The organism is Hydrogenophaga sp. FG152, from assembly GCF_057809615.1.
The window spans coordinates 60,857-86,145 of sequence record NZ_JBMDKH010000007.1; the positions used below are offsets into that span (position 1 = coordinate 60,857).

At 68.4% G+C, this 25,289-nt stretch carries 25 protein-coding genes; 16 read left to right on the plus strand and 9 right to left on the minus strand.

Features of this window, described 5'->3' with window-relative positions:
- Positions 1 to 78: 78 nt before the first annotated feature.
- Positions 79 to 1,608: a class I adenylate-forming enzyme family protein gene (locus ACODTB_RS10325; protein ID WP_291115990.1), complete on the plus strand. Its 1,530-nt coding sequence runs from the start codon at positions 79 to 81 to the stop codon at positions 1,606 to 1,608.
- A gap of 3 nt (positions 1,609 to 1,611) precedes the next feature.
- On the opposite strand, the gene ACODTB_RS10330 is transcribed toward ACODTB_RS10325, so the two are convergent.
- On the minus strand, positions 1,612 to 2,997 hold the full coding sequence (locus tag ACODTB_RS10330; RefSeq protein WP_291115988.1) for an AmpG family muropeptide MFS transporter: 1,386 nt from the start codon (positions 2,995 to 2,997) through the stop codon (positions 1,612 to 1,614).
- A gap of 63 nt (positions 2,998 to 3,060) precedes the next feature.
- On the opposite strand from ACODTB_RS10330, the gene ACODTB_RS10335 reads away from it, so the two are divergent.
- Positions 3,061 to 3,927 carry a M48 family metallopeptidase gene (locus tag ACODTB_RS10335; RefSeq protein ID WP_291115987.1) on the plus strand — a complete coding sequence of 289 codons (867 nt, stop codon included), beginning with the start codon at positions 3,061 to 3,063 and terminating at the stop codon, positions 3,925 to 3,927.
- Between the two features lie 2 nt (positions 3,928 to 3,929).
- Here ACODTB_RS10335 and ACODTB_RS10340 read toward each other — a convergent pair whose 3' ends face one another.
- Positions 3,930 to 4,568 (minus strand): MBL fold metallo-hydrolase, encoded by a 639-nt coding sequence (locus tag ACODTB_RS10340; RefSeq protein WP_291115984.1) that lies wholly within the window; start codon positions 4,566 to 4,568, stop codon positions 3,930 to 3,932.
- A gap of 51 nt (positions 4,569 to 4,619) precedes the next feature.
- Between ACODTB_RS10340 and ACODTB_RS10345 the strand changes: the two genes are divergently transcribed.
- Entirely contained in the window at positions 4,620 to 5,090 is a 471-nt protein-coding gene (locus tag ACODTB_RS10345; protein WP_291115981.1) for a DM13 domain-containing protein, read from the plus strand.
- A 9-nt stretch (positions 5,091 to 5,099) separates the two neighbouring features.
- On the opposite strand, the gene ACODTB_RS10350 is transcribed toward ACODTB_RS10345, so the two are convergent.
- Positions 5,100 to 6,011: a LysR family transcriptional regulator gene (locus ACODTB_RS10350; protein ID WP_291115977.1), complete on the minus strand. Its 912-nt coding sequence runs from the start codon at positions 6,009 to 6,011 to the stop codon at positions 5,100 to 5,102.
- Between the two features lie 232 nt (positions 6,012 to 6,243).
- On the opposite strand from ACODTB_RS10350, the gene ACODTB_RS10355 reads away from it, so the two are divergent.
- From ACODTB_RS10355 to ACODTB_RS10380, 6 genes are read left to right on the plus strand one after another with little or no spacing between them, the layout of a single operon-like run.
- Positions 6,244 to 6,807, plus strand: coding sequence for a cupin domain-containing protein (locus tag ACODTB_RS10355; protein ID WP_291115973.1), 564 nt, complete (start codon positions 6,244 to 6,246; stop codon positions 6,805 to 6,807).
- 7 nt (positions 6,808 to 6,814) lie between these two features.
- Positions 6,815 to 7,594, plus strand: coding sequence for an alpha/beta fold hydrolase (locus ACODTB_RS10360; protein WP_291115970.1), 780 nt, complete (start codon positions 6,815 to 6,817; stop codon positions 7,592 to 7,594).
- Positions 7,595 to 7,616: 22 nt separating this feature from the next.
- A complete protein-coding gene (gene dctP / locus ACODTB_RS10365) occupies positions 7,617 to 8,669 on the plus strand; it encodes a TRAP transporter substrate-binding protein DctP (RefSeq protein ID WP_291115967.1) in 1,053 nt (350 codons plus the stop codon).
- A 19-nt stretch (positions 8,670 to 8,688) separates the two neighbouring features.
- Entirely contained in the window at positions 8,689 to 9,894 is a 1,206-nt protein-coding gene (locus ACODTB_RS10370) for an MFS transporter (protein ID WP_291115964.1), read from the plus strand.
- Positions 9,895 to 9,916: 22 nt separating this feature from the next.
- Positions 9,917 to 10,426 carry a TRAP transporter small permease gene (locus ACODTB_RS10375; protein ID WP_291115961.1) on the plus strand — a complete coding sequence of 170 codons (510 nt, stop codon included), beginning with the start codon at positions 9,917 to 9,919 and terminating at the stop codon, positions 10,424 to 10,426.
- Positions 10,427 to 10,436: 10 nt separating this feature from the next.
- Positions 10,437 to 11,738 (plus strand): TRAP transporter large permease, encoded by a 1,302-nt coding sequence (locus ACODTB_RS10380; RefSeq protein WP_291115958.1) that lies wholly within the window; start codon positions 10,437 to 10,439, stop codon positions 11,736 to 11,738.
- A 31-nt stretch (positions 11,739 to 11,769) separates the two neighbouring features.
- Here the strand turns inward: ACODTB_RS10380 and ACODTB_RS10385 are convergent, their stop codons facing one another.
- Together ACODTB_RS10385 and ACODTB_RS10390 are read right to left on the minus strand one after the other, a co-directional pair.
- On the minus strand, positions 11,770 to 12,405 hold the full coding sequence (locus ACODTB_RS10385; protein WP_291115955.1) for a LysE family translocator: 636 nt from the start codon (positions 12,403 to 12,405) through the stop codon (positions 11,770 to 11,772).
- A gap of 15 nt (positions 12,406 to 12,420) precedes the next feature.
- Entirely contained in the window at positions 12,421 to 13,212 is a 792-nt protein-coding gene (locus ACODTB_RS10390; RefSeq protein ID WP_291115952.1) for an exodeoxyribonuclease III, read from the minus strand.
- A 10-nt stretch (positions 13,213 to 13,222) separates the two neighbouring features.
- Between ACODTB_RS10390 and pyrE the strand changes: the two genes are divergently transcribed.
- On the plus strand, positions 13,223 to 13,939 hold the full coding sequence (gene pyrE, locus ACODTB_RS10395; RefSeq protein WP_291115949.1) for an orotate phosphoribosyltransferase: 717 nt from the start codon (positions 13,223 to 13,225) through the stop codon (positions 13,937 to 13,939).
- A gap of 13 nt (positions 13,940 to 13,952) precedes the next feature.
- Positions 13,953 to 14,654: a DUF4124 domain-containing protein gene (locus ACODTB_RS10400; RefSeq protein WP_291115946.1), complete on the plus strand. Its 702-nt coding sequence runs from the start codon at positions 13,953 to 13,955 to the stop codon at positions 14,652 to 14,654.
- Positions 14,655 to 14,657: 3 nt separating this feature from the next.
- Here the strand turns inward: ACODTB_RS10400 and gatB are convergent, their stop codons facing one another.
- The 3 genes from gatB to gatC are packed head-to-tail and all read right to left on the minus strand — an operon-like array spanning position 14,658 to position 17,900.
- Positions 14,658 to 16,112 (minus strand): Asp-tRNA(Asn)/Glu-tRNA(Gln) amidotransferase subunit GatB, encoded by a 1,455-nt coding sequence (gene gatB / locus ACODTB_RS10405; RefSeq protein WP_291115943.1) that lies wholly within the window; start codon positions 16,110 to 16,112, stop codon positions 14,658 to 14,660.
- Between the two features lies 1 nt (position 16,113).
- The gene (gene gatA / locus ACODTB_RS10410; RefSeq protein WP_488929285.1) at positions 16,114 to 17,604 is read right to left on the minus strand and encodes an Asp-tRNA(Asn)/Glu-tRNA(Gln) amidotransferase subunit GatA; all 1,491 of its coding nucleotides are present in this window, start codon (positions 17,602 to 17,604) and stop codon (positions 16,114 to 16,116) included.
- Complete coding sequence (gatC, locus tag ACODTB_RS10415; RefSeq protein WP_291118064.1) at positions 17,601 to 17,900, minus strand: Asp-tRNA(Asn)/Glu-tRNA(Gln) amidotransferase subunit GatC; 300 nt, start codon at positions 17,898 to 17,900, stop codon at positions 17,601 to 17,603. The genes gatA and gatC overlap by 4 nt, the downstream gene beginning before the upstream one ends.
- A 269-nt stretch (positions 17,901 to 18,169) precedes the next feature.
- On the opposite strand from gatC, the gene ACODTB_RS10420 reads away from it, so the two are divergent.
- The 4 genes from ACODTB_RS10420 to mrdA all read left to right on the plus strand — a co-directional run bounded on the left by ACODTB_RS10420 (position 18,170) and on the right by mrdA (position 22,844).
- The gene (locus tag ACODTB_RS10420) at positions 18,170 to 19,213 is read left to right on the plus strand and encodes a rod shape-determining protein (protein WP_066269288.1); all 1,044 of its coding nucleotides are present in this window, start codon (positions 18,170 to 18,172) and stop codon (positions 19,211 to 19,213) included.
- Between the two features lie 60 nt (positions 19,214 to 19,273).
- The gene (gene mreC / locus ACODTB_RS10425) at positions 19,274 to 20,218 is read left to right on the plus strand and encodes a rod shape-determining protein MreC (protein ID WP_291118059.1); all 945 of its coding nucleotides are present in this window, start codon (positions 19,274 to 19,276) and stop codon (positions 20,216 to 20,218) included.
- The gene (mreD, locus tag ACODTB_RS10430) at positions 20,215 to 20,745 is read left to right on the plus strand and encodes a rod shape-determining protein MreD (RefSeq protein WP_291118056.1); all 531 of its coding nucleotides are present in this window, start codon (positions 20,215 to 20,217) and stop codon (positions 20,743 to 20,745) included. Before mreC ends, mreD begins: the two co-directional genes overlap by 4 nt.
- A 134-nt stretch (positions 20,746 to 20,879) precedes the next feature.
- The gene (gene mrdA / locus ACODTB_RS10435) at positions 20,880 to 22,844 is read left to right on the plus strand and encodes a penicillin-binding protein 2 (RefSeq protein WP_291118053.1); all 1,965 of its coding nucleotides are present in this window, start codon (positions 20,880 to 20,882) and stop codon (positions 22,842 to 22,844) included.
- A gap of 30 nt (positions 22,845 to 22,874) precedes the next feature.
- Here the strand turns inward: mrdA and ACODTB_RS10440 are convergent, their stop codons facing one another.
- Positions 22,875 to 23,636 carry a sulfite exporter TauE/SafE family protein gene (locus tag ACODTB_RS10440; protein WP_291118050.1) on the minus strand — a complete coding sequence of 254 codons (762 nt, stop codon included), beginning with the start codon at positions 23,634 to 23,636 and terminating at the stop codon, positions 22,875 to 22,877.
- Positions 23,637 to 23,912: 276 nt separating this feature from the next.
- Here ACODTB_RS10440 and ACODTB_RS10445 point away from each other — a divergent pair, with 276 nt between their 5' ends.
- Entirely contained in the window at positions 23,913 to 25,277 is a 1,365-nt protein-coding gene (locus tag ACODTB_RS10445; protein ID WP_488929286.1) for an ammonium transporter, read from the plus strand.
- Positions 25,278 to 25,289 lie beyond the last annotated feature (12 nt).

The window sequence follows — 25,289 nt, forward strand, 5'->3', positions numbered from 1 at the left end:
TGTAGCGGCGGGCGCCGAAGCCCATCATCGTGTCAGCGCTGTGTGAAGCGGGCTTTCGGGTCACGTAAAGTCATGTAAATGGCACCGCCCACCCCGCCCCCCACCCTGCCTGCCGGTTCGCTGGCCGCACTGCTGCGCCAGCAGGCCCAGGCAAGACCGTTGGCGACGGCGCTGCGCTGGCGCGAGCCGGGCCAGGCCGGCCCCGACCCGCGCTGGGGCCAGCTGTCGTTTGCCGAGCTGGCCCGGCGCGCGGACGCGCTGGCGCAGGGGCTCGCGCGCACCCACGGCGTGCGCGAGGGCGACCGCGTGGCCTGGCTGGGTTTGAACCACCCGGTGCAGATCGCCCTGCTTTTCGCGCTGGCGCGCCTGGGCGCGCTGCTGGTGCCGCTGAACCACCGCCTCTCGCCCGCCGAGTGGGCCGCGCTGATGCAGGATTGCCGCCCCACCCTGCTGGTGCACGACACGGCGCTGGCCGACGCGGCCCGATCGCTCGCCCACCCCGCCACACTCCACCTGGACGGCCTGCCGGTCGATCCCGGGGCCGGCGGCGCAGGCGCGCTGGACAGCGCCGACCACCCGACGCTGCTGGTCTACACCTCGGGCACCACGGGCGCGCCCAAAGGTGCGGTGCACACCCAGGGCAACCTGCTCGCCAACATGGCGATCGCCGCGCAGGTGCAGGGCCTGAGCGAAGACGACACGGTGCTCACCGTGCTGCCGCTGTTCCACGTCGGCGGCCTGTGCATCCAGACCTTGCCCGCGCTCTCGGTGGGCGCGCAGGTGCTGCTGCACAGCCGCTTCGACGCCGGCACCACCCTGCGCAGCCTGCGCGACGACCGTCCCACCCTCACGCTGCAGGTGCCCGCCACGCTGCAGGCGCTCACCATGCACGCCGACTGGCCGGGCTCCGACCTCACAAGCCTGCGCGCCATCTGGGCCGGCTCCAGCCTGCTGCCCGCCCCGCTCATCGAAGCCTGCCACGCGCGCGGCGTGCCGGTGTGCAATGTGTACGGCAGCACCGAGACCGGCCCGTTCTCCATCGCCCTGCCGCCCGCCCATGCCACCAGTCACCTGGGCGCCTGCGGCTGGCCCGCGCCCGGCGTACAGGTGGCGCTGCGCGACGCGGCCGGCGAGCCGGTGGGCGCTGGCCAGGTCGGCGAACTGTGGCTGCGCGCGCCCAACGTGGTGCAGCGCTACTGGCCGGACCAACCCGCCTGCGACGCCGAGGGCTTCTTCCACAGCGGTGACCTCGCGCAACAGGCGGCCGACGGCAGCTTCACCGTGGTCGGCCGCGCCAAGGACATGCTGATCTCGGGCGGTGAGAATATCTACCCCGCCGAAATCGAGAACCTGCTGGTGGAGCACCCCTGGGTGGTCGAATGTGCGGTGGTCGGCCAGGCCGACCCGCGCTGGGGCGAGGCGGTGGTGGCCGTGGTGGTGCTGCGCGACGGCGCGGCCGACGATTGGGCGGCCGCGCTGCAGGGCTTTCTGGACGGCCGGCTGGCGCGCTACAAGTGGCCGCGCCGATGGCACCGCGTGGCGGCCTTGCCCAAGACCGCGCTGGGCAAGGTGCAGAAACCGGCCGTCAGGGCCTTGCTCGAAGGCTGAGCCTCAGGCCTTGGGCTCGACGGGTGCCAGGCGCGTGGCCAGCCAGATCAGCAGCAGCACCGGCACGCCCAGACAGGCCGTGGCGATGAAGAAGGTCGGGTAGTCGTAGGCGTCGACGAAGGCACCCGAATAACCCGCGAGCCACTTGGGCGCGAGCAACATCATCGAACTGAACAACGCGTACTGCGTGGCCGAGTAGCGCACGTTGGTCAGGCCCGAGAGGTAGGCGATGAACGCGGCCGAGGCCACCCCGGCGCTGAGGTTGTCGGCGGAAATCACCAGAATCAGCGCGGTCACGTCGTGCCCGTGCCCCGCCAGCCAGGCGAACAGCAGGTTGCTCGCGGCCGAGAGCACGGCACCCAGCATGAGCACCCGCATCACGCCCAGGCGCAGCGACAGCGCACCACCGATGAAGGCGCCAACCAGCGTCATGATGACGCCGAACACCTTGGTCACGGCCGCCACCTCGTCCTTGGTGTAGCCCATGTCCACATAGAAGGGGTTGGCCATGATGCCCATCACCACGTCGCTGATGCGGTAGACACCGATCAGCGCCAGGATCAGCAGCGCCTGCTTGCCATAGCGCCGCAGAAAGTCGGCAAAGGGCTCGATCAGAGCGCCGCGCAGCCAGTCAGCGGCGTTCCTCGCGGGTGGCAAGGCCACGCGCGCGGGTTCGCGCGAGAACAGCACCGTGAGCACCCCCACGAGCATGCTCGCGGCCATCACCAGGTAGGCGGTGGTCCAGGCCGCCTGCTGGTAGAGCGCGCCGGGCGCGGTGGCCCCGGCGGTGGGCGCGATTTCCGCGCGGGCGGCGATCCACAGCACGCCTGCCCCGGCCCAGATCATGGCCAGCCGGTAACCGGTCTGATAGGTGGCCGCCAGCGCGCCCTGGTGGCGCACGTCGGCCGATTCGATGCGGAAGGCGTCCAGCGCGATGTCCTGCGTGGCCGAGGCAAACGCCACGGCCAGGGCGCACCACACGACCAGCTGGAGCTCGGTGCGCGGATCGGCCAGGGCCATGCCCACCAGCGAGGCCATGATCAACGCCTGCGACAGCAGCAACCAGCTGCGCCGCCGGCCGAGCCAGCGCGTGAGCAGCGGAATGGGCAGGCGGTCCACCAAAGGCGCCCAGCACCATTTGAAGCCGTAGGCCAGGCCGACCCAGCTCAGGTAGCCGATCGTGGTGCGGTCCAGCCCGGCCTCGCGCAGGCGAAAGCTCAGCGTGCCCAGCACCAGCAGCAGCGGCAGGCCGGCGGAGAAACCGAGCGCGAACATGCGCAGGCTGGCCGGCTCCAGGTACACCCGCAAGGTTTCGCCCCAGCTGGGCCGAGGGGGGGTGACTTCAGCGTCCGTGGGAGCAGCCTGCGGCAAGGTCGGTGGCACGGACATGGATGTGGACAAAAAGGAAGAAAGGGGCAGGCACGAACGCCCGGCTTTGTCTATTATTCACGCATGTGCCTGCTCTGCGACCTGAAGTCCCCCGCCCCTGAAGCCCCTCGGCCCGAACACGTGTGGTCGGCACGCCGCGCCTTCGTGCTGGCCGGCACCGCCGCCGCCGCGGCGTCGGCCCTGCCGGCCGTCGCGCAGGTGAACGTGGGCGAGGGCTCCACGCTGCGCAAGCTGGTGCCGGCCGATGAGCTGGAAAACGCCGCCGGCCAGCAGTACGGCCAGATGATGGCCGAGGCCAACGCCAAGAAGCTGCTGATGCCCGACGGCCACCCGCAGGTGCAGCGCCTGCGCACCATCGCGCGCCGCATCATTCCCCACTCGGCGCAATGGAACAAGCGCGCCACGCAGTGGAAGTGGGAAGTCAATCTGATCCAGAGCACGCAGATCAACGCCTTCTGCATGCCGGGCGGGAAGATCGCGTTCTACACCGGCATCCTGGAAAAGCTCGGCCTCACCGACGACGAGACCGCGATGATCATGGGCCACGAAATGGCGCATGCGCTGCGCGAGCACGCCCGCTCGCGCGTGGCCAAGAGCAACGCCACCGGCATCGGCCTGTCGATTGCGGCACAACTGCTGGGCCTGGGCCAGCTGGGAGACGTGGCCGCCAACCTCGGCACGCAGCTGCTCACCCTCAAGTTCAGCCGCGAGGACGAGACCGAGGCCGACCTGGTGGGCCTGGAACTCGCGGCCCGCTCGGGCTACCAGCCGCGCGCAAGCGTGAGCCTGTGGCAGAAGATGGCCGCCAACGGCGGGGGCTCGGGCGCGAGCTTCCTCTCCACCCACCCCAGCGGCCCTGATCGCATCCGCGAACTGGAAGCCAACGTGCCCAAGGTGCAGAGCCTCTACGAACAGGCCCGCAAGGGCTGAGCTCAGGTCCCGCGCACGTACGGGTTGCTCTGACGCTCCCGGCCGAAGGTGCTCTCCGGCCCATGGCCGGGAATGAGCACCGTGTCGTCTCCCATGGGCCAAAGGCGGCCCGTGATGCTGTCGATCAGCTGTTGGTGGTTGCCCTGCGGGAAATCGGTGCGGCCGATGCTGCCGGCGAACAGCACATCGCCCACGAATGCGCGCTTGGCCTGCGGCGAATGAAACACCACGTGGCCCGGCGTGTGCCCGGGGCAGTGCCGCACGTTCAACGTGCAATGGCCGATCTGCACCGTGTCGCCATCGGCCAGCCAGCGCGTGGGTGTGAAGGCCTCGGCCGGTGGAAAACCGAACATCGCGCCCTGCTGCGGCAGGCCCGAGATCCAGAACTGGTCGTCGGGGTGCGGGCCGATGATGGGCAGGCTCAGGCGGCGCGCGAGTTCGGCCGTGCCACCCGCGTGATCGATGTGCGCATGGGTCTGCCAGATGGCCTTGAGGTTCAGGCCCAGCCGCTGCACCTCGGCCAACAGGCGCTCCAGGTCACCGCCGGGGTCGATGACCGCCGCGTCCATGGTGTCGTCGCACCAGACGAGGGAGCAGTTCTGCGCGAACGCGGTGACAGGGACGGTGTGGTAGCGGAGCATGGCGACGGGAAAAGAAGCACGATTCTAGGTGGCATGCGGTACAACCCCTCCATGAAGAAGGCCCTCGTCCTGCTGACAACCCATGCCCTGGTCGCGCTCCTGGGCTTTGCCGCGGGCATCTATGTCCTGCCCCTGCTCATTGCGCCGCCCGCTCCCGAAGCCACCGAAGTGGGCGCGCTCGCCGCTAAAGCGCAGTTCAGCGGCCAGTTCCGACGCGACCTCGCCGGCAGCGACGCGCTGCACTGGGGCGAGGGCACGGTCTCGGTGGGGCCCACCATGGTCGCCCTCCAGGGCCGCCTGGCGCCCGGCCCGGACTACAAGCTCTACCTCGCACCCGCCTTCGTGCAGGATGAAGCCGGATTCCTTCGCATCAAGGCCGATTCGCTGCGTGTGGGCGACGTGAAGACCTTCGAGAACTTCATCGTCGCACTGCCGCCCGCGGTGGATCTGGCTCGCTACAACACAGTCGTGGTCTGGTGCGAGACCTTCAAGGAGTTCATCTCGGCGGCAGCCTACCGCTGAGCTCGCGGCTCAGCGCGCAAACAGCTTCGCCACCAGCTCGCGAACCCAGCGGTGCAAGGGGTTGTTGTGCGTGCGGTCGTGCCACATGAGCACGACGTTGAGCCTGTCGAGTTGCAAAGGAGGCTCGAAGATGCGCACCGGCGCGATGTCGGTGAAGCGCTGCACCAGGCGCTCCGGCAAGGTCGCGATGAGGTCGGTCTGCGCAATCACGAAGGGGATGCCCAGGAAGGTGGGCTTGGAGAGCACCACACGGCGCTGCATGCCGACGTTGTGCAGCGCGTCGTCCACCAGCGCGTTGTACATGGTGGCGCCCTCGCCCGGCTCGATGGCGACGTGGCCGTATTCGCAGAAGCGCTCCAGCGACAACGGGCGCTCGAACATCGGGTGGCCCGTTCGAGCGATGCCCACCAGGCGGTCGGTGAACAACGGTCGCGTGCGGATGTTCTCCGGTGGCGTGGGGAAATAGGACAGCGCCAGATCGATGTCGCCCCGGCTCATGATCTCGCCGAGCCGGCGCGGGTTGGGGTTGATGAGGCGCAGCGAGACGTCGGGCGCCTCGCGCTCGAGCGCGGCCATCAGCGTGGGCATGACCACGAAATCGATGTAGTCGACCACGATCATGGTGATGACCTGGCTGGCATGCGCGGGATCGAACGGCGCCTGTTCGTGGATCAGCACGTCCACGCTGCGCAGCACCTTCTCCACGTGCGGAATGAGCTCTCGCGCGCGCACGGTCGGAATGAGCGCGTTGCCCGATTTGATGAGCAGTGGGTCGTGGAACATCACGCGCAACTTGGCCAGGGCCAGGCTCATGGAGGACTGGCTGATGTCCAGCAGGTTGGCTGCGCGCGTCACGTGGCACTCGCGCATCAGCGCGTCGAAGGCGACGAGCAGGTTCAGGTCGGCGTCGCGCAGTCGCATGGGCAAATCCTTGTGGTGGGGCTCTTGCCGGCCCGGTGTCTCCCGGCTCCATTGTGCCTATCCAGAGGTCGATAACGGCTATCGGCTGAGGCAATTGCCCCCTGGCACAGGCTGCGCCTTTAATGCGCTTTCTCGAGCGGGCATTGGAGACAACCACACATGACCCGCGTTTTCAAACGACGCATGTGCCGCCTGGGCCGTCGCGTCCGCTTCATCATCCGAGGAGTCAACCATGGGCACCATCCCCACCATCCGTGTCACCCGCGAAGAGATGCGCAAGCGCGTCGCCCTGTTCAGCGAGCTCAAGGGCTCTGACGGCGGCCTGCCGGACAGCCGCTACCCCAGCGCCGAGCGCACGCTCTACAACATCATCGGTTTCCAGCCGCCCGAGGGCGATCCGGACAAGCACTCGCCGGTGGGCGCGAACTCTGCACAAAACGCGGCGATCAAGATCAACGAAGGTTTCAACATGGGCATGTGCGAGACCTCGCCCGGCAAGGGCCCGATGATGCACAACCACGACACCAACGAGACCTTCATGCCGCTGACCGGCCGCTGGCGCTGTTCGTGGGAAGTGGACGGCCGGGTGGAAGCCTTCGAGCTGGGCCCACGCGACGTAATTTCGTTTCCCGCCGGCGTGCAGCGCCGCTTCGAGAACATCACCTTCGAGGAACCCAACAGCACGCATTGGCTGCTGTTCGTGATCGGCGGCAACCAGCCGGAGGCTGAGTTCTCGCCGCAGGCCATGGAAGAGCTGAAAGCCAAGGGCTACGTCGATGCCAACGGCAGCTTCTGAGCCCACCATGCGCGAGCTGCTGTCGCAACTCGAGGCCCGCCACGACTGGCGCTCGCTGACGGTCGATGGCCACGAGTGGCGCTGGCTGGACACGCAGGCCGAAGGGCCTGCCACCATCCTGCTGCCGGGCTCGGTGGGCGACAGCGCGATGTTCGTGCGCACCCTGCTCTCGCTCGGTCAGCGCCTGCGCCTGATCGCGGTGACCTACCCGGCGCTGTCCGACCCGGCGCAGCTGGCCGATGGCCTGGCCGCCGTGGTTCAGCACCTGGGCCTGCCGCCTGGCCGTGTGGTGAGTTCGTCGTTCTCGGCCTACTGGCTGCAGTTCTACGGCCTGCGCCATCCGCAGAATGTCACGTCCCTGGTCTTGGGCAATGGCTTCGTGGACGGCACCGACCTGGCCGCCAACCCGATGTTCGACCGGGCGTTCGTGGAGGGCATCAGCGCGCAGGACCTGCACAGCGAGTGGCTCACGCGCGTTCGCGCCGCGCCCACCGCGCCGCTGCAGCAATTGCAGGAAATCATGCTGGCCGAGCGGCAGTCGCCACTGAACCTGCAAGCCCGCTTCCTGGGCGTGGTACGTTCAAAGGCCTGCCCTCCCCTGCCCTTGCCCGACACGGCCATCACAGTGCTCGATTGCGACGACGACCCCTTGATTCCGCCTCACGTGCGCGAACGTTTGCGGCAGCAATACCCGGGGGCGCGCCATGTGAGCCTGCCCAGTGGTGGCCACTACCCCCATGTGCTGAACCCCCAAGGCTACGAAGACCTGCTCACCCATCCCACGTAACCCCGACAACCAGGAGACAAGAATGAAAATCAAACAACTGCTCACCCTCACCGCGCTGGCCGCGGCCATCGGCGGCGCCAGCGCCGCCAGCTTCACGCTGCGCATGGGCGGCGGCCACCCCACCGGCCTGACCTACGTGGGCGTGTACGACACCTACTTCGCCACCGAAGTCGGCAAGCGCGTGAAGGAAAAGACCGGTCACGACATCCGTTTCATCAAGGCCTGGGGCGGCAGCGTCGCCAAGGTCGATGGCGTGATCGAGGCCGTGCAGAAAGGCACGCTGGACATCGGCCTGTCGCCCATCGGCTTCGAACAATCGCGCGCCGGCCTGCTGAACTACAGCGCCTACGTGCCCTTCACCTCCCCCGACCCGGTGCTGCAGCAGAAGGTGTCCAACCGCATGATCAAGGAAGTGCCGGCCCTGCAGGCCAGCATGAAGCCCTACAACAGCCACGTGCTCGGCGCCATGACCTCGGAAGCCTATGGTGTGACGACCAAGTTCGACTGGAACAGCGTGGCCGAACTCAAGGGCAAGCGCATCGCCCTGGCGGGCACCAATGCCCCGCTGTTCATTCCGCTGGGCGCGGTGCCGGTCACGCTGGGCATCGGCGAGCACTACCAGGCGATCCAGAACGGCCTGGCCGACGGCAGCCTGTTCTACATCTCCGGCCTCGAGGCTTTCAAGCTGCAGGAAGTTGCCAAGGTGTTCAACAAGACCGGCTTCGGCTCGCTGAGCACGCTGGTCGCGTTCATGAACCTGGACACGCGCGCCAAGCTGCCCAAGGAGGTGGTCGCCATCATCGACGAAGTGGCCGAGGAGTCGTCCATGCGAGTGGCCGAGATCAGCAAGCAGCGCGACATCGAGGTGGAAACGCGCGCCAAGGCCGCTGGCGTCAAGGTCAACACCCTGCCCGACGCGGAGAAGAAGCGCTGGGCCGAGCTGCTCAAGGACCTGCCCGGCAAGGCCGCCAAGGAGCTCGACGGCAAAGGCCAACCCGCCACCGAGGTGCTCAAGACCTACGTGCGCTTCCTGAACGAGGCCGGCTACAAGTTCCCGATCGACTACCCGCTCTGAGCGACGGCACCGCGCTCTGGTGACCACCCTCCCATCATCCGGCCGGACCACCCGTTCATGGCTGATCTGGCTCACCGCGATCGCGTGCCTGCCGCCACTGGGCCTCAACCTGCTCGTGCCGCTGGATGTGGCACTGCGCGATGCCCTCGGGCTCACGGCGGCGCAGGGCCAGGCAGCGATCGCACTCTACGTGCTGGGGCTGGCCATCGGCCAACCCCTGGCAGGGGTGAGCGCCGACCGCTGGGGGCGCCGTGGCACCCTGGTGGCGGGGCTGCTGCTGGCCCTGGCCGGCAGCGCGGCGGCCGCCCTGGCGCCGGACGCCGGCGTGCTGCTGCTGGGCCGTGGACTCACCGGGCTGGGTCTGAGCGTGGTGCTGGTGGTGCCTCGCGCCACGCTGCGCGACCTGTGCAGTGGCGTGGCGCTGCAGCGCGGCATGGCCATCATCTCGGTGGCCTTTGCGCTCACGCCCGCCGTGGCGCCGGTGCTGGGCTGGGCACTCCTGGTCTGGGGCGGGGGCTGGCGCGTGGCGCTGGGCGTGGTCCCGGTGTTGATCGCGCTGGGCGTGGTGCTCGCCGGCTGGCGCCACACGGAAACCCGACCCAGCGGCACCACCCCGCCGGACTGGGACACGCTGGGCGTGCTCTGGCACCACCGCGTGCCGCGCTGGGTGGCGCTGGGTTTTGCCGCGATCAGCTCGGTGTTCTTCCTGCTGATCGCCCAAGGTCCGGCAGCGCTGCGCGAGTCCGTGGGCCTGGACGGGCGCGAGATCGCCTGGGTGCTGGGCGGAACCTACCTGGGCTTTCTGGGTGGCAGCCTTTGGGCCATGCGCCAGGCGCGCCTCTGGAGTGGCCTGGCGCTGTGCACCTGGGGCGCCGGCCTGTCGGCGCTGGGCGTGATCGCGATCCTGGCATGTGCCTGGTGGCCCTCGCCCCTGGCGTGGATCATCGGCATGCTGGCCTACTCGGCGGGCCATGGCGTGATCTTTCCATCGGCGCTGAGCGTGGTGATGCAGGCCCTGCCCTCGCGAGCCGGCATGGCAGCGGCCTTTACCGGCATGCTGCAAATGGCGGTGGGCGCGGTGGTCAGCGGTGGGGCCGCCCTGCTGCCAGGCACCGCCACCCAGAGAACGGCCGTGGTGGCGCTGATCATGGTCGGCATGGGCCTGCTCGCCCTGCTCGCGGCCCATCGTCAAGGCGCCAGCGCGCGCCGTGAAAAAGATGCGTGAAGCTGAAAAACAAGGAGATTGAATGAAAACCTGGACCGATCGGGCCCTGCTGGGGCTGCATGTGGCGGGCGCCGTTGTGCTCGCCATCCTGACGCTGGTGATCTGCTACGACGTGGCAGGCCGCCTGTTGTTCAACCGCCCCTTCGCGGGCACCGCCGAGCTCGCGGGCGTGGGGCTGGTGCTGCTGACCTTCATGCAGGCGCCATACGTGATCCGCGAGCGCAAGCTGCTGCGCGTCACCTTCTTCCTGGATCGGCTGTCGCCGGCGGTGCGCAGCCAGCTCAATGCCTTCACCTACCTGCTGGGCGCGGCGTTCTTCATCGCCATGGTGATCGCGTCCTGGGAGCCCTCGCTGGCGGGCTGGAACAGCGGCGAGTTCTTTGGCAACGACGCTTTCCGCATCCCCGCGTGGCCGCTGCGCTTCGGCTCCATCGTGCTGTGGGTGGTGGCCGCGCTGGTGTGCATCGGCTTCGTCGCCGAAGGCGTGCGCGGCCGCCTGGGCGTCCAGGAAGAAGAACAACTGCCGGAATAGGAAACAGACCATGTCTCTCGAAATGTGGAGCGGCCTGATCGCGCTGCTCGTCCTCGTCGTGGTGGGCGTGCCCATCGTCTTCGCTTTCGCCGCCTCGGCCGCGCTGGGCCTGTACTTCGCGCTGGGCGGTGTCGACCCGATGATCAACCTGCTGCAGCAGTCCGCGCTCTCGGGCATCAAGGAATACAACTTCATCGTGATCCCCTGCTTCACGGTGATGGGCATGCTGATCGCGCACTGCGGCGCGGCCAGCGACCTGTTCAACGTGGTCAACCGAGGGCTGCGGGGCGTACCGGGCCGCCTGGCGGTGGCGACCGTGGGCGGCAACGCGGTGTTCGCCGCCGTGACCGGCGTGGGCGTGGCCGCCGCCGCGGCCTTCAGCCATGTCGCTTACCCGGCCATGCGCGAGGCGCGCTACAGCCGCAGCTTCGCCACGGGCTGCATCGCCGGCAGCTCCGTGCTCGGGCTGTTGATCCCGCCCTCCGTGTTCATGATCGTCTGGGCCATCCTCACCGAGCAGTCGGTCGGCAAGCTGTTCGCCGCTGGTGTGTTCCCGGGCCTGCTGCTGGCCTTCATGTATGCCGTGTATTGCATGGTCTACGCCAAGCTGCGGCCTTCGGCAGCCCCCGAAATCGCGAGCGAGGACCGCGTCGCCCTCACCCGGGCCCAGATCGGCGGCTCGCTCGGCGTAGGCCTTCTGATCGCGGTGACGCTGGGCGGCATCTGGTTCGGCTACTTCACCCCCACCGAGGGCAGCGCCATCGGCCTGGTGGGCTCGGCCGTCCTGGCCTGGGCCAAGGGCATGCGCTGGCGCGGCGTGTTCGACGCTTTCGTCGAGTCCGGCCGCACCGTCACGCCCATCATGTTGTTGCTGTTGACGGCCACGATCTACAGCAAGCTCATTGCGCTCAATGGCGTGCCACAGGAGGTGCAGGGCCTGCTGGCGTCCATGGGCCTGGGCACCGGGGGAACGCTGCTGTTCATGGTGGTGGTGTGGTTCGTCCTGGGCGCGATGATCGACAGCATCTCCATCATGCTGCTGACGGTGCCGATCTTCTGGCCGGTGGCCACGGCCCTGGGCATCGACCCGATCACGTTCGCGCTGATCGGCATCCTGGTGATCGAGGCCGGCGTGCTCACGCCCCCCTTCGGCATCGGTGTGTTTGTGGTCAAGGCCGCCATCCCGGACCGCAACATCAAGGTCAGCGAGATCTTCATGGGCTCGGTGCCGTACTGGGTGCTGATCCTGTTCCTGGCCTGGCTGATCTACGTCTGGCCAGCGCTGGCCACCTGGCTGCCGTCGCACATCTGAGTGCGAACGGCGTCCGGCAGCAGCGGCGTGCTCAGGGCACGCTGCGCTGCTTGAGCGACAGGACCGACAGACCGGCGGCGATGAAGGTGAGGCCCGCACCCACGTTCACACCGCGCACCACCTTCGGCCGCGCCTGCAGCCAGCCCGCCAGGCGGGACGCGAAGCCGCCCATGAGCGCGAAGATCACCGCCGTCATCAGCGCGAAGATCGCGCCGTAGACCAGCATCTGCACCACCACCGGGCCACGCCCCGCGCTCACGAACTGGGGCAGGAAAGCAAGCACGAACAGGCCCGGCTTGGGGTTGAGCACGTTGGACAACACGCCCGTGAGCAGCACCTTGCGCAGCGGCACGCGCGCCGAGGGCTTGAACGAAATCAGGTCACCGGCGACCAGCGCCTTGCAACCCAGCCACAGCAGGTACAGCGCGCCCACCACCTTCACGGCCCAGAACGCCTCGGGCGAGCCCTGGATGATGAGCGACAGGCCGAAGGTGGCCGCGAGCGTGTGGAACAGGATGCCCAGCCCCGCGCCGAAGGCCGAGAGTGCGGCGGCCAGTGGGCCCTGGCTCAGGCCCCGGCCGATGGCCAGGATGTTGTCGGGCCCGGGCGACACCACCACCAGGGTGCAGGCGGCCACGTAGGCCAGCAGGATCTCCGTCGGGAACATGGACCGCTCCTTCGCTCAGTGTTGGAAGTCGTATTCGATCGTCAGCGGCGCGTGGTCGGAAAACTTCTCGCCCTTGTAGATGGACTCGCTGCGCGCGAGCGCTGCCATGGCCGGCGTGGCGAGGTGGTAGTCCAGCCGCCACCCCACGTTGTTCGCGTAGGCCTGGCCCCGATTGCTCCACCATGTGTAGCAGGTGTCGGTGGTGTCGGGCTGCAGCCGGCGGTAGACGTCCACCAGCCCGGCCTCGTCGAGCAACTTCGTCATCCAGGCCCGTTCTTCGGGCAGGAAGCCGCTGTTCTTCTGGTTGCTGCGCCAGTTCTTCAGGTCTTTCTGCTGGTGGGCGATGTTCACGTCGCCGCACAGGATGAACTCGCGCCCACCCTTGAGCGCCTGCAGATGGGGGTAGAAGCCATCGAGAAAGCGGTATTTGGCTTCCTGCCGCTCGGGGCCCGAGGAGCCGCTGGGGAAATAGACGCTCAGGATGGAGAGCTTGCGCTGGGGCGTGTCGAAGCGCAGTTCGGTGAAGCGGCCCTCGGCGTCGAACTCGGGTGAACCGTAGCCGATGATCACGTCGCTCGGCTCGTGGCGGGTGTACACCGCCGTGCCCGAGTAACCTTTTTTCTGGGCGTAGTGGAAGTGCCCCTTGAGGCCGGCGATTTCTTCAAAGCGGCCGCTCACGTCGGCAGCCTGGGCCTTGACCTCCTGCACGCAAATACAATCGGGCCGGTGCGCGGCGAGCCATTTCTCCAGCCCCTTGGTGGTGGCGGAACGGATGCCGTTGAGGTTGAGGCTGGTCAGTTTGAACAAGGATCTCTCCATGGTGTTGGATACAGGCGCGGCGAAGGCCGGCGCGCCCGATGCTGCGCTCGCGCAGGAATTCGTGCAGTTTTGCGTCGATGCCGGCGTGTTGCGCTTTGGTGAATTCAAGACCAAGGCCGGGCGCATGAGCCCTTATTTCTTCAACGCCGGTCTGTTCGACGACGGCGCCAAGCTGGGCCGGCTCGCACAATTCTATGCAAAAGCCCTGGTCGCCAGCGGCATCGAGTTCGACATGATCTTCGGCCCGGCCTACAAGGGCATTCCGCTGGGCGCGGCCGTGTCCATCGAGCTCGCGCGGCTGGGCCGCAATGTGCCCTTCGCCTACAACCGCAAGGAAGCCAAGGACCATGGCGAAGGCGGCACGCTGGTGGGCGCGCCGCTCAAGGGCCGCGTGCTGATCGTCGACGACGTGATGTCCGCGGGCACCGCGGCGCGCGAATCCATCGCACTCATCCGCGCCGCTGGCGCCACGCCACACGCCATCGCGATCGCACTGGACCGCCAGGAAAAGGCCACCGAGGTCGGCAACGACGGCCAGGTGCGCGACGTGAACCACAGCGCTGTGCAATATGTCCAGCGCGAGCTGGGCATGCAGGTCTGCACGATTGCGAGGCTGGCCGATTTGCTGCACTATTTGACCGCCCGCTCTGGCGGTGAGTTCGATTCGCACCGCGAACGGGTGCTGGCCTACCGGCAACGCTACGGCGTGTCCTGACCCTTCTTCCACGATGACCCTGCACCACCCCTTGCTCTCTGTTCTCTCCCGTCGCCTGTGGCTGGCCGGCGGCGCGCTGTTGCTCGGCGGGGGCCTGTGGGACACGGCACACGCGCAGGCGGGCATGTACACCTGCAAGGATGCCAAGGGCAATACCATCGTTCGAGACCGCCCCATCGTCGAATGCCTGGACCGTGAGCAGCAGCAACTGGGCAACAGCGGCACCGTGCGCAAGACGCTGCCGCCGAGCTACACCGCCGACGAGCGTGCCAGGCTCGACGCCCAGCGCAAGCAGGAAGAGGAACAGCGCAGCCGCCTGCAGGAAGAGAAGCGCCGCGAGCGCGCCCTGATGATCCGCTATCCCAACCAGGGGGTGCACGACAAGGAGCGGGCCGACGCCCTGGCGCAGATCGACGAGGTCATCGGCGCGGTGAACAAGCGCGAACTGGCGCTGGTGGCGCAACGCAAGGACATCAACGTCGAGCTGGAGTTCTACCAGAACGACGTCAGCAAGGCGCCCAACTGGCTCAAGCGCAAGATCGAAGACAACGAGAAGCAGATGGTGGTGCAGAAGCGCTTCCTGGACGAGCAGGTCCAGGAAAAACAGCGCATCAACGCCCGCTTCGACGAAGAGCTGGCCAAGCTGCGCCAGCTCTGGACGGCCGCAGGCGGCAGCCGCACCGGCGTCGGCAGCCCGGCATCCGCCGGGCGCTGACCCTCAACCGAGTCTCTGGCGCAGCAGGTCGTTGACCTGTTGCGGGTTGGCCTTGCCCTTGCTTGCTTTCATGGCCTGGCCGACCAGGGCGTTGAACGCCTTGTCCTTGCCGGCGCGGAACTGCTCGACCATCTCGGCGTTGACGGCCATCACCTCGTCGATGATCTTCTCCAGCGCGCCGCTGTCGTTCATCTGCCTGAGGCCCTTGGCCTCGATGACGGCGTCCACCTCGCGGCCCTCGCCGGTCCACAGGGCGTCGAAGACCTGCTTGGCGGCGTTGTTCGACACCGTGCCATCGGCGATGCGCCCGATCACGGCCGCCAGTTGCGCGGCGCTCACCGGCACGCCGGCGATGTCGCGCTCCTCGGCGTTGAGCCGGCGCGAGACCTCGCCCATGATCCAGTTGCTGACGAGCTTGGCCTGGCCGCTGGCCTGGGCCGCCGCCTCGAAGTAGGCGGCCATCGCCGGGCTTTGCGTGAGCGTGGTGGCGTCGTACTCGGGCAGGCCGTAGTCGCGCACCAGGCGTTCGGCCATCGCGCGCGGCAGCTCGGGCATGGCGGCCTTCACCTGTTCCACCCAGTCGCGCGCGATCACCAGCGGCGGCAGGTCCGGGTCGGGGAAGTAGCGGTAATCGGCCGCGTCTTCCTTGGTGCGCATGGCGCGCGTCTCGCCGGTGTCGGGATCGAACAGCACGGTGGCCTGCTGGATCGCGTGGCCGTCCTCGATCTGCTCGATCTGCCAGCGCACCTCGTAATCAATGGCCTGCTGCATGAATTTGAAGCTGTTCAGGTTCTTGATCTCGCGGCGCGTGCCCAGCGGTGCGCCGGGCTTGCGCACCGAGACGTTGGCGTCGCAGCGGAACGAGCCTTCCTGCATGTTGCCGTCGCAGATGCCGATCCAGGTGACGATCTTGTGCAGCTCCTTCGCGTAGGCCACGGCCTCGGCGCTGGAGCGGATGTCGGGCTCGGTCACGATCTCCAGCAGCGGCGTGCCGGCGCGGTTGAGGTCGATGCCGCTCTGGCCGATGAAGTCCTCGTGCAGGCTCTTGCCCGCGTCTTCTTCCAGGTGCGCGCGCACCAGGCGCACGGTCTTCTTCTCGTCACCGAGGAAGAACGAGACCTCGCCGCCCTGCACCACCGGGATCTCGAACTGGCTGATCTGGTACCCCTTGGGCAGGTCGGGGTAGAAGTAGTTCTTGCGCGCGAACACGCTCTGCTCGGCGATGTGCGAACCCAGCGCCAGACCCAGGCGGATGGCAAGTTCGACGGCCGCGCGGTTCATGACCGGCAGCGTGCCGGGCAGGGCCAGGTCCACCGCGCAGGCCTGCGTGTTGGGCTCGGCACCGAAGGCGGTGGGCGCGCGGCTGAATATCTTGGATTGCGTGGCGAGCTGGGCGTGGGTCTCGAAACCGATCACCACCTCGTAGCCGCCGACCAGAAGGGATTTGCTGGAACTCATGTCAATAGCCTTGCGGAACGCGGGTGTGCCAGTCAGTCGCCTGCTGGAAGGCATGCGCGGCCTGCAGCAGCGGGCCTTCCTGGAAGTGGTTGCCCACGAGCTGCAGGCCCACCGGCAGGCCCCCCGCGCCGAAGCCGGCGGGCACGCTCATGCCGGGCAGGCCGGCGAGGCTGGTGGAGAGGGTGTAGATGTCGGCCAGGTAATTGGCCACCGGGTCGTTGCTCTTTTCGCCGAGCTTCCAGGCCACGGTGGGGGCCACCGGGCCGGCGATCAGGTCGCACCGCGCGAACGCGGCCTGGAAGTCCTGCGCGATCAGGCGGCGGATCTTCTGCGCCTGCAGGTAGTACGCGTCGTAGTAGCCATGGCTGAGCACGTAGGTGCCGATCATGATGCGGCGCTGCACCTCGGGCCCGAAGCCTTCGCTGCGCGACTTCTTGTACATGTCGGTCAGGTCTTCGTACTGCGCGGCGCGGTGGCCGAACTTCACGCCGTCGAAACGGCTGAGGTTGGAGCTGGCCTCGGCTGGCGCAATGATGTAGTAGACCGGGATGGAGAGCTCGGTGCGCGGCAGCGAGACCTCGACCAGCGTGGCGCCGAGCTTTTCATACTCCGCCAGCGCGGCGCGCACGGTGGCGAGCACGTCGGGCGCGCAGCCTTCGCCGAAGAATTCCTTGGGCAGGCCGATGCGCAGGCCCTTGAGCGGCTGGGCGGCGGTGGCGCCTTCGCGCGGCTGGCCAAGCAGCGCGGTGTAGTCCTCGGCCGGGTGGTCCAGGCTGGTGGAATCGCGGTCGATGTCGGGGCCGGCCATGGCGCTGAGCAGCACCGCGCAGTCGGCGGCGCTGCGCGCCATCGGGCCGGCCTGGTCCAGGCTGGAGGCGAAGGCCACCATGCCGTAGCGCGAGCAGCGGCCGTAGGTGGGCTTGATGCCGGTGACGCCGCAGAAGCTGGCCGGCTGGCGGATCGAGCCGCCCGTGTCGGTGCCGGTGACGGCGGGCGCCAGGCGCGCGGCCACGGCCACGGCGGAGCCGCCCGAGGAGCCGCCGGGTACGCGCGTGGTGTCCCAGGGGTTGTGCACCGCGCCGAAGGCCGAGTTCTCGTTGCTGCCGCCCATGGCGAACTCGTCGCAGTTGAGCTTGCCCAGCGTCACCGCGCCCTGCGCGGCCAGGCGCTGCACCACGGTCGCGTCGAACGGGCTCTGGTAACCCGCCAGCATCTTCGAACCGGCGGTGGTGGCGAAGTCCTTGGTGACGAAGATGTCCTTGTGCGCCAGCGGCACGCCCAGCAACGGTGTGCGTTCGCCAGCGGCGATGCGCGCGTCAGCCGCGCGGGCCTGCGCCAGCGAGGCATCTTCATTGAAGGCCAGGTAAGCGCCCAGCGACGCGTGCTGCTGCGCGCGCGCCAGCAGGTGCTGCGTGGCTTCGAGGCTGCTGGTTTTCTTGTCCGCGATGGCGGCGGCGAGGTCGGACACGCCCAGGGTATGCAGATCGTTCATTCGATCACCTTGGGCACGAGGAACAGGCCGCGTTCGACCGCCGGGGCGCTCTTCTGGTTGGCTTCGCGGTCGTTGGGCTCGCTCGCCACGTCCGGGCGCAGGCGCAGCGAGACGTGGTCGATCACCGCCGTGGGATGGGCCAGGGGCTCCACGCCGGTGGTATCCACCGCGTTCATCTGCTCGACGATGTCGAAAAAGCCATTGAGCTGGGTGCGCATGGTCTCGCTCTGCGCGCCGGAGAGCTCCAGGCGCGCGAGGTTGGCGATGCGCTCAATGTCGGACTGGGTCAGGGACATGGCAAAAGAGGGTTCCGGATGGGGAAGAGACGCACCGTCTGCAGGTTTTCCGCCCTGAAACGGCTTGTAACTGGACAAAATGCACCCTGTTTGCGCGCAGTTGTACACAGGGGATACGGTATTATCCAAGGTTTAACGGCAGCGCCCGTGCCGTTGCGGTTTTCGCCTAGGAATCAACCACTTAGCACCGATGCCCGGCCAACGACCCGGCCCCATACCCGGCGACGAGCGCGCACAGCCGCGCCCGTGCCCCACAGGACCCATGCACCATGTTTGAAGCTTTTCGTCGGCAATTTTCGACCGACCTGGCCATCGACCTCGGCACCGCCAACACCCTCATCTACGTTCGCAACAAGGGCATCGTGCTCGACGAGCCCTCCGTCGTGTCCATCCGCCACGAAGGCGGCCCTCAGGGCAAGAAGACCATCCAGGCGGTCGGCCACGAGGCCAAGGCCATGCTGGGCAAGGTGCCAGGCAACATCGAGGCCATCCGTCCCATGAAGGACGGCGTGATCGCCGACTTCACCGTCACCGAGCAGATGCTCAAGCAGTTCATCAAGATGGTGCACCCGCGCTCGATGTTCAAGCCGAGCCCGCGCATCATCATCTGCGTGCCCTGCGGCTCGACCCAGGTCGAGCGCCGCGCCATCCGCGAATCGGCCCTGGGTGCCGGTGCCAGCGAGGTCTACCTGATCGAGGAACCCATGGCCGCAGCCATCGGCGCCGGCCTGCCGGTGTCGGACGCCTCCGGTTCCATGGTGGTCGACATCGGCGGTGGCACCACCGAGGTGGGCGTCATCAGCCTGGGCGGCATGGTCTACAAGGGCAGCGTGCGCGTGGGCGGTGACCGCTTCGACGACGCCATCATTGCCTACATCCGCCGCAACTACGGCATGCTGATCGGCGAGCCCACGGCCGAAGCCATCAAGAAACAGATCGGCTCGGCCTTCCCCGGCAGCGAAGTCAAGGAAATGGAAGTCAAGGGCCGCAACCTCTCCGAGGGCGTACCGCGCAGCTTCACCATCTCCAGCAACGAGATCCTCGAAGCCCTGACCGACCCGCTCAACAACATCGTCACGGCCGTGAAGATGGCGCTGGAGCACACGCCGCCCGAGCTGGGCGCCGACATCGCCGAGCGCGGCATGATGCTCACCGGCGGCGGCGCGCTGCTGCGCGACCTCGACCGCCTGCTGGCCGAAGAAACCGGCCTGCCGGTGCTGGTGGCAGAAGAGCCGCTCACCTGCGTGGTGCGCGGTTGCGGCATGGCCCTGGAGCGCATGGAGCGCCTGGGCACGATCTTCACCAGCGAATAAACCCCGGCCGCCGCCCGGCGGCCGCGCCTCCCCACCACCGACCAGACCCCTCCGAGCGCCATGCCACTGGGCACCCTGGACCGCACCCCGCCCCCGTTCTTCAAGCAGGGTCCGTCGGCCCTGTCCAAGCTGGTGGTGTTCAGCGCCCTGGCGCTGTTCCTGATGGTGGCCGACCTGCGCTTTCGGCTCACCGAGCCGATCCGCACGGCCATGGCCGTGGTGCTCTACCCGGTGCAATGGGCGGTGCTGCAGCCGGTGCAGCTGGCCTCCATGGCGGGCGGTTACTTCACCTCGCTGCACGCCGCGCAGAAGAGCGAAGGCGAGGCGCTGCAGCGCCTGGCGGTGCAGGCCGAGCGCAGCCTGCAGCTGGAGCAGATCACCCTGGAAAACCAGCGCTTGCGCGAATTGCTGGCCATGCGCGAGCGCATCGGCACCCAGGCCATCGGTGCCCAGGTGCTGTACGACGCGGCCGACCCCTACTCGCGCAAGATCGTGATCGACCGCGGCCAGACGCACGGCATCGAGGCCGGCTCCCCGGTGGTCGATGAAAGCGGCGTGCTGGGCCAGGTCACGCGGGTCTACCCACTGGTGGCCGAGGTCACGCTGCTGATCGACCGCGATCAGGCCATCCCCGTGCTCAACACGCGCACCGGCGTGCGCAGCGTGGCCTATGGCCAACCGTCCACCAGCGGCGACGGCCTGGAGCTGCGCTACACCCTGGCCAGCGCCGACATCGCCGAAGGCGACCTCCTCTCCACCAGCGGGGTGGACGGCGTCTACCCCGCCGGCCTGCCGGTGGCGCGCGTGACCCTGGTCGAGCGCCAGGCCGAGTCCTCGTTCGCGCGCATCCTGTGCGAGCCCCTGGCCCGCGTGCAGGGCACGCTGCACGTGCTGGTGCTGGGCTCCATCGCGGCCTCGGTCCCGCCCTCCCCCCTGGCCGAAACCGCCGACACCCCCCGCCCGGCGCGCGCCAACCGCCCCGGTGTCCGGAGCTCCGCGCCATGATCATGCGACCCGGCCAGCAGCTGTTGCTGCCCGCCAACCCCGGCTTCATCTGGTTCAGCCTGCTGGCCGCGCTGGTGTTCAACATGCTGATGAACATGGGCCTGTTCGGCCGCGCTGCCTGGGTGCCCGACCTGCTGGCCGTGGTGCTGGTGTTCTGGAGCGTGCACCAGCCGCTGCGCATCGGCGTGGGGGTGGCCTTTGCCTTCGGCCTGGCCATGGACGTGCACCAGGGCGCCCTGCTCGGGCAGCACGCGCTGGCGTACACCGCGCTCGGCTTCCTCGGCATCTCCATGCACCGGCGCCTGCTCTGGTTCAGCGTGCCCAACCAGTCGGTGCAGGTGCTGCCGCTGTTCGTGGCCGCGCACGTGCTTGAACTGCTGGTGCGCATGGCCGCCGGTGGCAGCTTCCCCGGCGTGTTCTACCTGCTGGCCCCGGTGATCGAGGCCGCGCTCTGGCCGGTGGTGAGCGTGCTGCTGCTGGCGCCGCAGCGCCGCGCGCCCAACCCCGACGACAACAGACCGCTATGAGCACCCCCCGCGCCGCCTTCGGCGTCACCCCCCAAGGGGCGCCAGCTGCGGCCCGGCAAAGCCGGTTCCGCGCTGGCACTGGCCGCGGGTCGGCAAACTCACGCGGTCTTCGCCATCTCGGATAAAACACGGTCATGACGGAAATCCGCAACGTCGAAGCCGATCTGGCGCAGTTCCGCACCCGGGCGCTGCTGATCGGCCTCACGGTGGTGTTCGCGTTCGGGCTGATCGCCTCTCGCATGGTCTACCTGCAGGTGATCCGCCACGAGGACCTGGCGGCGCAGGCCGAGAGCAACCGCACGGCCGTGCTGCCGGTGGTGCCCAACCGAGGGCAGATCCTGGACCGCAAGGGCCGCATCCTGGCCACCAACTACTCGGCCTACACGCTGGAGATCACGCCCTCGCGCGTGGAGGACATGGACGCCACCATCGCCGGCCTGAGCGAGCTGGTGGAGGTCACCCCGCGCGACCAGCGCCGCTTTCGCAAGCTGCTGGAGGAATCGCACCGCTTCGACTCGCTGCCGCTGCGCACCCGCCTGACCGACGTGGAGGTCGCGCGCTTCACGGCGCAGCGCTACCGCTTCCCTGGCGTGGACGTGCGCGCACGCCTGCTGCGCCAGTACCCCAATGGCGAGGTGGCGAGCCACGTGATCGGCTACATCGGGCGCATCAACCAGCGCGAGACCGAGCTCATCGCCGACTGGCCCGAAGAAGACCAGGCCAACTACCGCGGCACCGAGTACATCGGCAAGCTCGGCGCAGAGCAGAGCTACGAGCGCGAGTTGCACGGCATCACCGGCTTCCAGCGCGTGGAGACCTCGGCCGGCGGGCGCGCCGTGCGCTCGCTGGCCAACACGCCGGCCACGCCGGGCAACGCCGTGGTGCTGTCGATCGACATCCAGCTGCAGAAGCTGGTGGAGGACATGTTCGGCGAGCGGCGCGGTGCGCTGGTGGCGATCGACCCGCGCTCGGGCGAGGTGCTGGCCTTCGTCAGCAAGCCCACCTTCGACCCCAACCTGTTCGTCGAGGGCATCGACGTGGAGAACTGGCGCGCGCTCAACGAGTCGATGGACAAGCCCTTGCTGAACCGGGCCCTGCGCGGCACCTACCCGCCCGGCTCCACCTACAAGCCCTTCATGGCGCTGGCCGCGCTCGAAACAGGCTCGCGCAGCGCGAGCCTGGTGATGAACGACCCCGGCTACTGGATGTTCGGCGGCCACCGCTTCCGCAGCCACGGCGACGGCCTGGGCGCGGTCGACATGCACCGCGCCATCGTCAAGTCCAGCAACACGTACTTCTATTCGCTGGCCAACGACATGGGCGTGGACGCCATGCACGACTTCATGAAGCCGCTGGGCTTCGGTCAGATCACCGGCATCGACCTCAAGGGCGAGGTGCGCGGCGTGCTGCCCAGCCAGGCCTGGAAGCGCAACACCTACAAGCGGCCCGAGCAGCAGCGCTGGTACGCGGGCGAGACCATCTCGCTGGGCATCGGCCAGGGGTACAACAACTTCACCATGCTGCAGATCGCACACGCCATGGCGACCCTGGCCAACGGCGGCATCAAGTACAAGCCGCACCTGACCATGGCGACCGAGAACGTGATCACGCGCGAGCGCGTGCCGCTGCCCGGCCCGCCGCCCGAAAACCTTGGCTTCAAGCCCGAGAACGTGCGCATCGTGCTCAACGCCATGCAGGCCGTGACCACCGAAGGCACCTCCACCCGCGTGTTCGCCGGCGCGGGCTACGCCAGCGGCGGCAAGACCGGCACGGCGCAGGCCGTCACCATCGGGCAGAAGGAGCGCTACGACGCGCGCCGGCTCGAAGAGCACCAGCGCGACCACTCGCTGTACCTGGCCTTCGCGCCGGTGGACCAGCCGCGCGTGGCACTGGCGGTGATCGTGGAGAACGCCGGCTTCGGCGCGGCACACGCCGCCCCGATCGCGCGCCGCGTGTTCGACTACCTGCTGATGGACCAGTACCCCAACCCGCAGGACCTGGCCGCCGTGCGCGTGGGCCAGGCCAGCGCCCCCATCGGCACGCCGCTCAAGGCCAGCGAGCAGCCCTGGCCGCCGGCCTCCATGGCACCCGCGCCTTGAGGTGAGGGCGCGCTCACGCCTTGGAGAGGCTCAGCCCCGGAGCCAGGCGTCGTAGGTGGTCTTGAGGATCAGCGCGCTCACCACGAAGATGAACACGGTGCGCACGAAGCCGCTGCCGTGCTTCAGGGCCAGCCGCGTGCCCAGCAGGCTGCCGACCACGTTGGCGATGGCCATGGCCAGCACGAAATGCCACCAGACATGGCCCTTCCAGGCGAACAGCATCAGCGCCGCCAGGTTCGTGGCCGTGTTGAGCAGCTTGGCGCTGGCGCTGGCGTGCAGGAAGTCGTAGCCCAGCCAGCGCACGAACAGAAAGACGAAGAAGCTGCCCGTGCCGGGGCCGAAGAAGCCGTCATAGAAGCCGATGACGCCGCCGAGCAGGCTGGCGGCCAGCATCTCGCGCCTGCCGCTGAAGCGCGGCGTGTGGTGCCGGCCCAGCTCCTTGCGCGCCAAGGTATAGCCCAGCACCAGCAGCAACACCAGCGGCAGGGCGCGGCGCAGGAAGTCGGGCGAGACCACGGTGACCGTCCAGGCCCCCGCCATGGAGCCCGCAAATCCCACCGCCGCCGCCGGCAGCAGCGCGTGCCAGGGCATCTCGACCCGGCGCGCGTACTGCAGCGTGGCCGCCGCCGTGCCCCAGACCGAAGCGCCCTTGTTCACGCCGAACAGCGTGGCCGGGTGGGTGGCGGGAAACATCGCGAACAGCGCCGGCACCAGGATGAGGCCGCCGCCCCCGACGATCGAATCGACAAAACCGGCGAACAGCGACGCCAGCGAGACCAGAAGCAGTTCCATCCCAGGATTGTCGCCGGGCGGCCCTGGGCAAAAAAAAGCCGACCCTTGTGGGGTCGGCTCGAGGAATCTGGCATCTCTGGAGGACGCTGAAACCGTTGTTCGAATTGGACTGGGTTGTCTCCTCGGTCCCCCGCGGTCACCAGCGCTGGGCGCTGTTGGCGAGTGCATGCACTGTAGCGGCCCGCACCAGGGCTGTGCATCCGGGCTTTCCCTTGCTTTTTGGCGGTTTGGCACAGGAAATGCAACGGTCTGTTCGTCGTTGGAAGAGAGCTATTCATGCACCAATACCGCTATTTCGTTCGGCGGGGCCTGCTCCTGCCCACCTTGCTCTGGCCACTTCTTGCCGCCTCGCAGGGCGAAAACACAGAGGTTGTGACAAAAGTCACGATCGATGCGCCAGGCCTGGTCGCGGCCAGCGCCATCCAGGGGGCGGACACGGCCTGGCTGATGGTCAGCACCGCCCTGGTGCTGCTCATGACGCTGCCGGGCATCGCCCTGTTCTATGGCGGCATGGTGCGCCGCCTGAACGTGATCAACACCATGGCGAGCGTGGTTGGCATCGCCGCGGTGGTCAGCGTGCTGTGGTTCGCGCTGGCCTATTCGCTGGCCTTCACCCCCGGCGGCGCGCTGGGCGGCTTCATCGGCGGTCTCGGCCGCATGGGCTTCTCAGGCATGGACTACCTGGTCGCCACCGGCCAGGTGGCGGTGAGCCACATTGCGCCGCACGTGCCGGAATCGGTGTTCGCGATGTTCCAGCTCACCTTCGCCATCATCACCTGCGCGCTGGTGGTGGGCGCGCTGGTCGAGCGCATGCACTTCGGCGCGCTGCTGCTGTTCGCCGGCCTGTGGCTGCTGCTGGTGTACGCACCGATCGCGCATTGGGTGTGGGAGCCGGGCGGCTGGCTCGCGCAGCTGGGTGCGCTGGATTTCGCCGGTGGCGCGGTGGTGCACATCAACGCCGGCGCCGCCGCCCTGGTCTGCGCCTACGCCCTGGGGCCACGCTCGGGCTACGGGCAGGAGCCCTTCGTGCCATTCAACCTGGGCCTGACCATGGCCGGCACCGGCCTGCTCTGGGTAGGCTGGTTCGGTTTCAACGCCGGCTCGGCCCTGGCCGCCGACGGCCGCGCGGGCCTGGCCCTGCTGGTCACGCACGTGGCGGCGGCCTCGGGCGCGCTCGCCTGGATGGCCGCCGAGTGGCTGGCGCGCAAACGCGCCTCGCTGCTGGGCCTGTGTTCGGGCGTGGTCGCCGGGCTGGTGGCGATCACGCCAGCGGCTGGTTTCGTCACGCCGCGCGGCGCCCTCCTCATCGGCCTCGTGGCCGGCGTGGCCTGCTACTGGGGCGCGACCGCGCTCAAGCGCCAGCTGCGCGCGGACGACTCGCTCGACGTGTTCGGCGTGCACGGCGTGGGCGGTCTGGTGGGCGCGCTGCTCACCGGCGTGCTGGCCGACCCGGCCATTTCAGGCGTGCAGGCCAGCCTGCTGGCGCAGCTGATCGCCTGCGTGGCGGTGCTGGCCTACAGCCTGGTGATGACGGCCGTGGTGCTGTGGATCACCTCGCGCTTCACCACCTTGCGCGTGCGCGAAGGCGTGGAGCGCGCCGGGCTGGATGTGTCCCTGCACAACGAACAGCTCGGCCACTGAGCAGCAGCACCA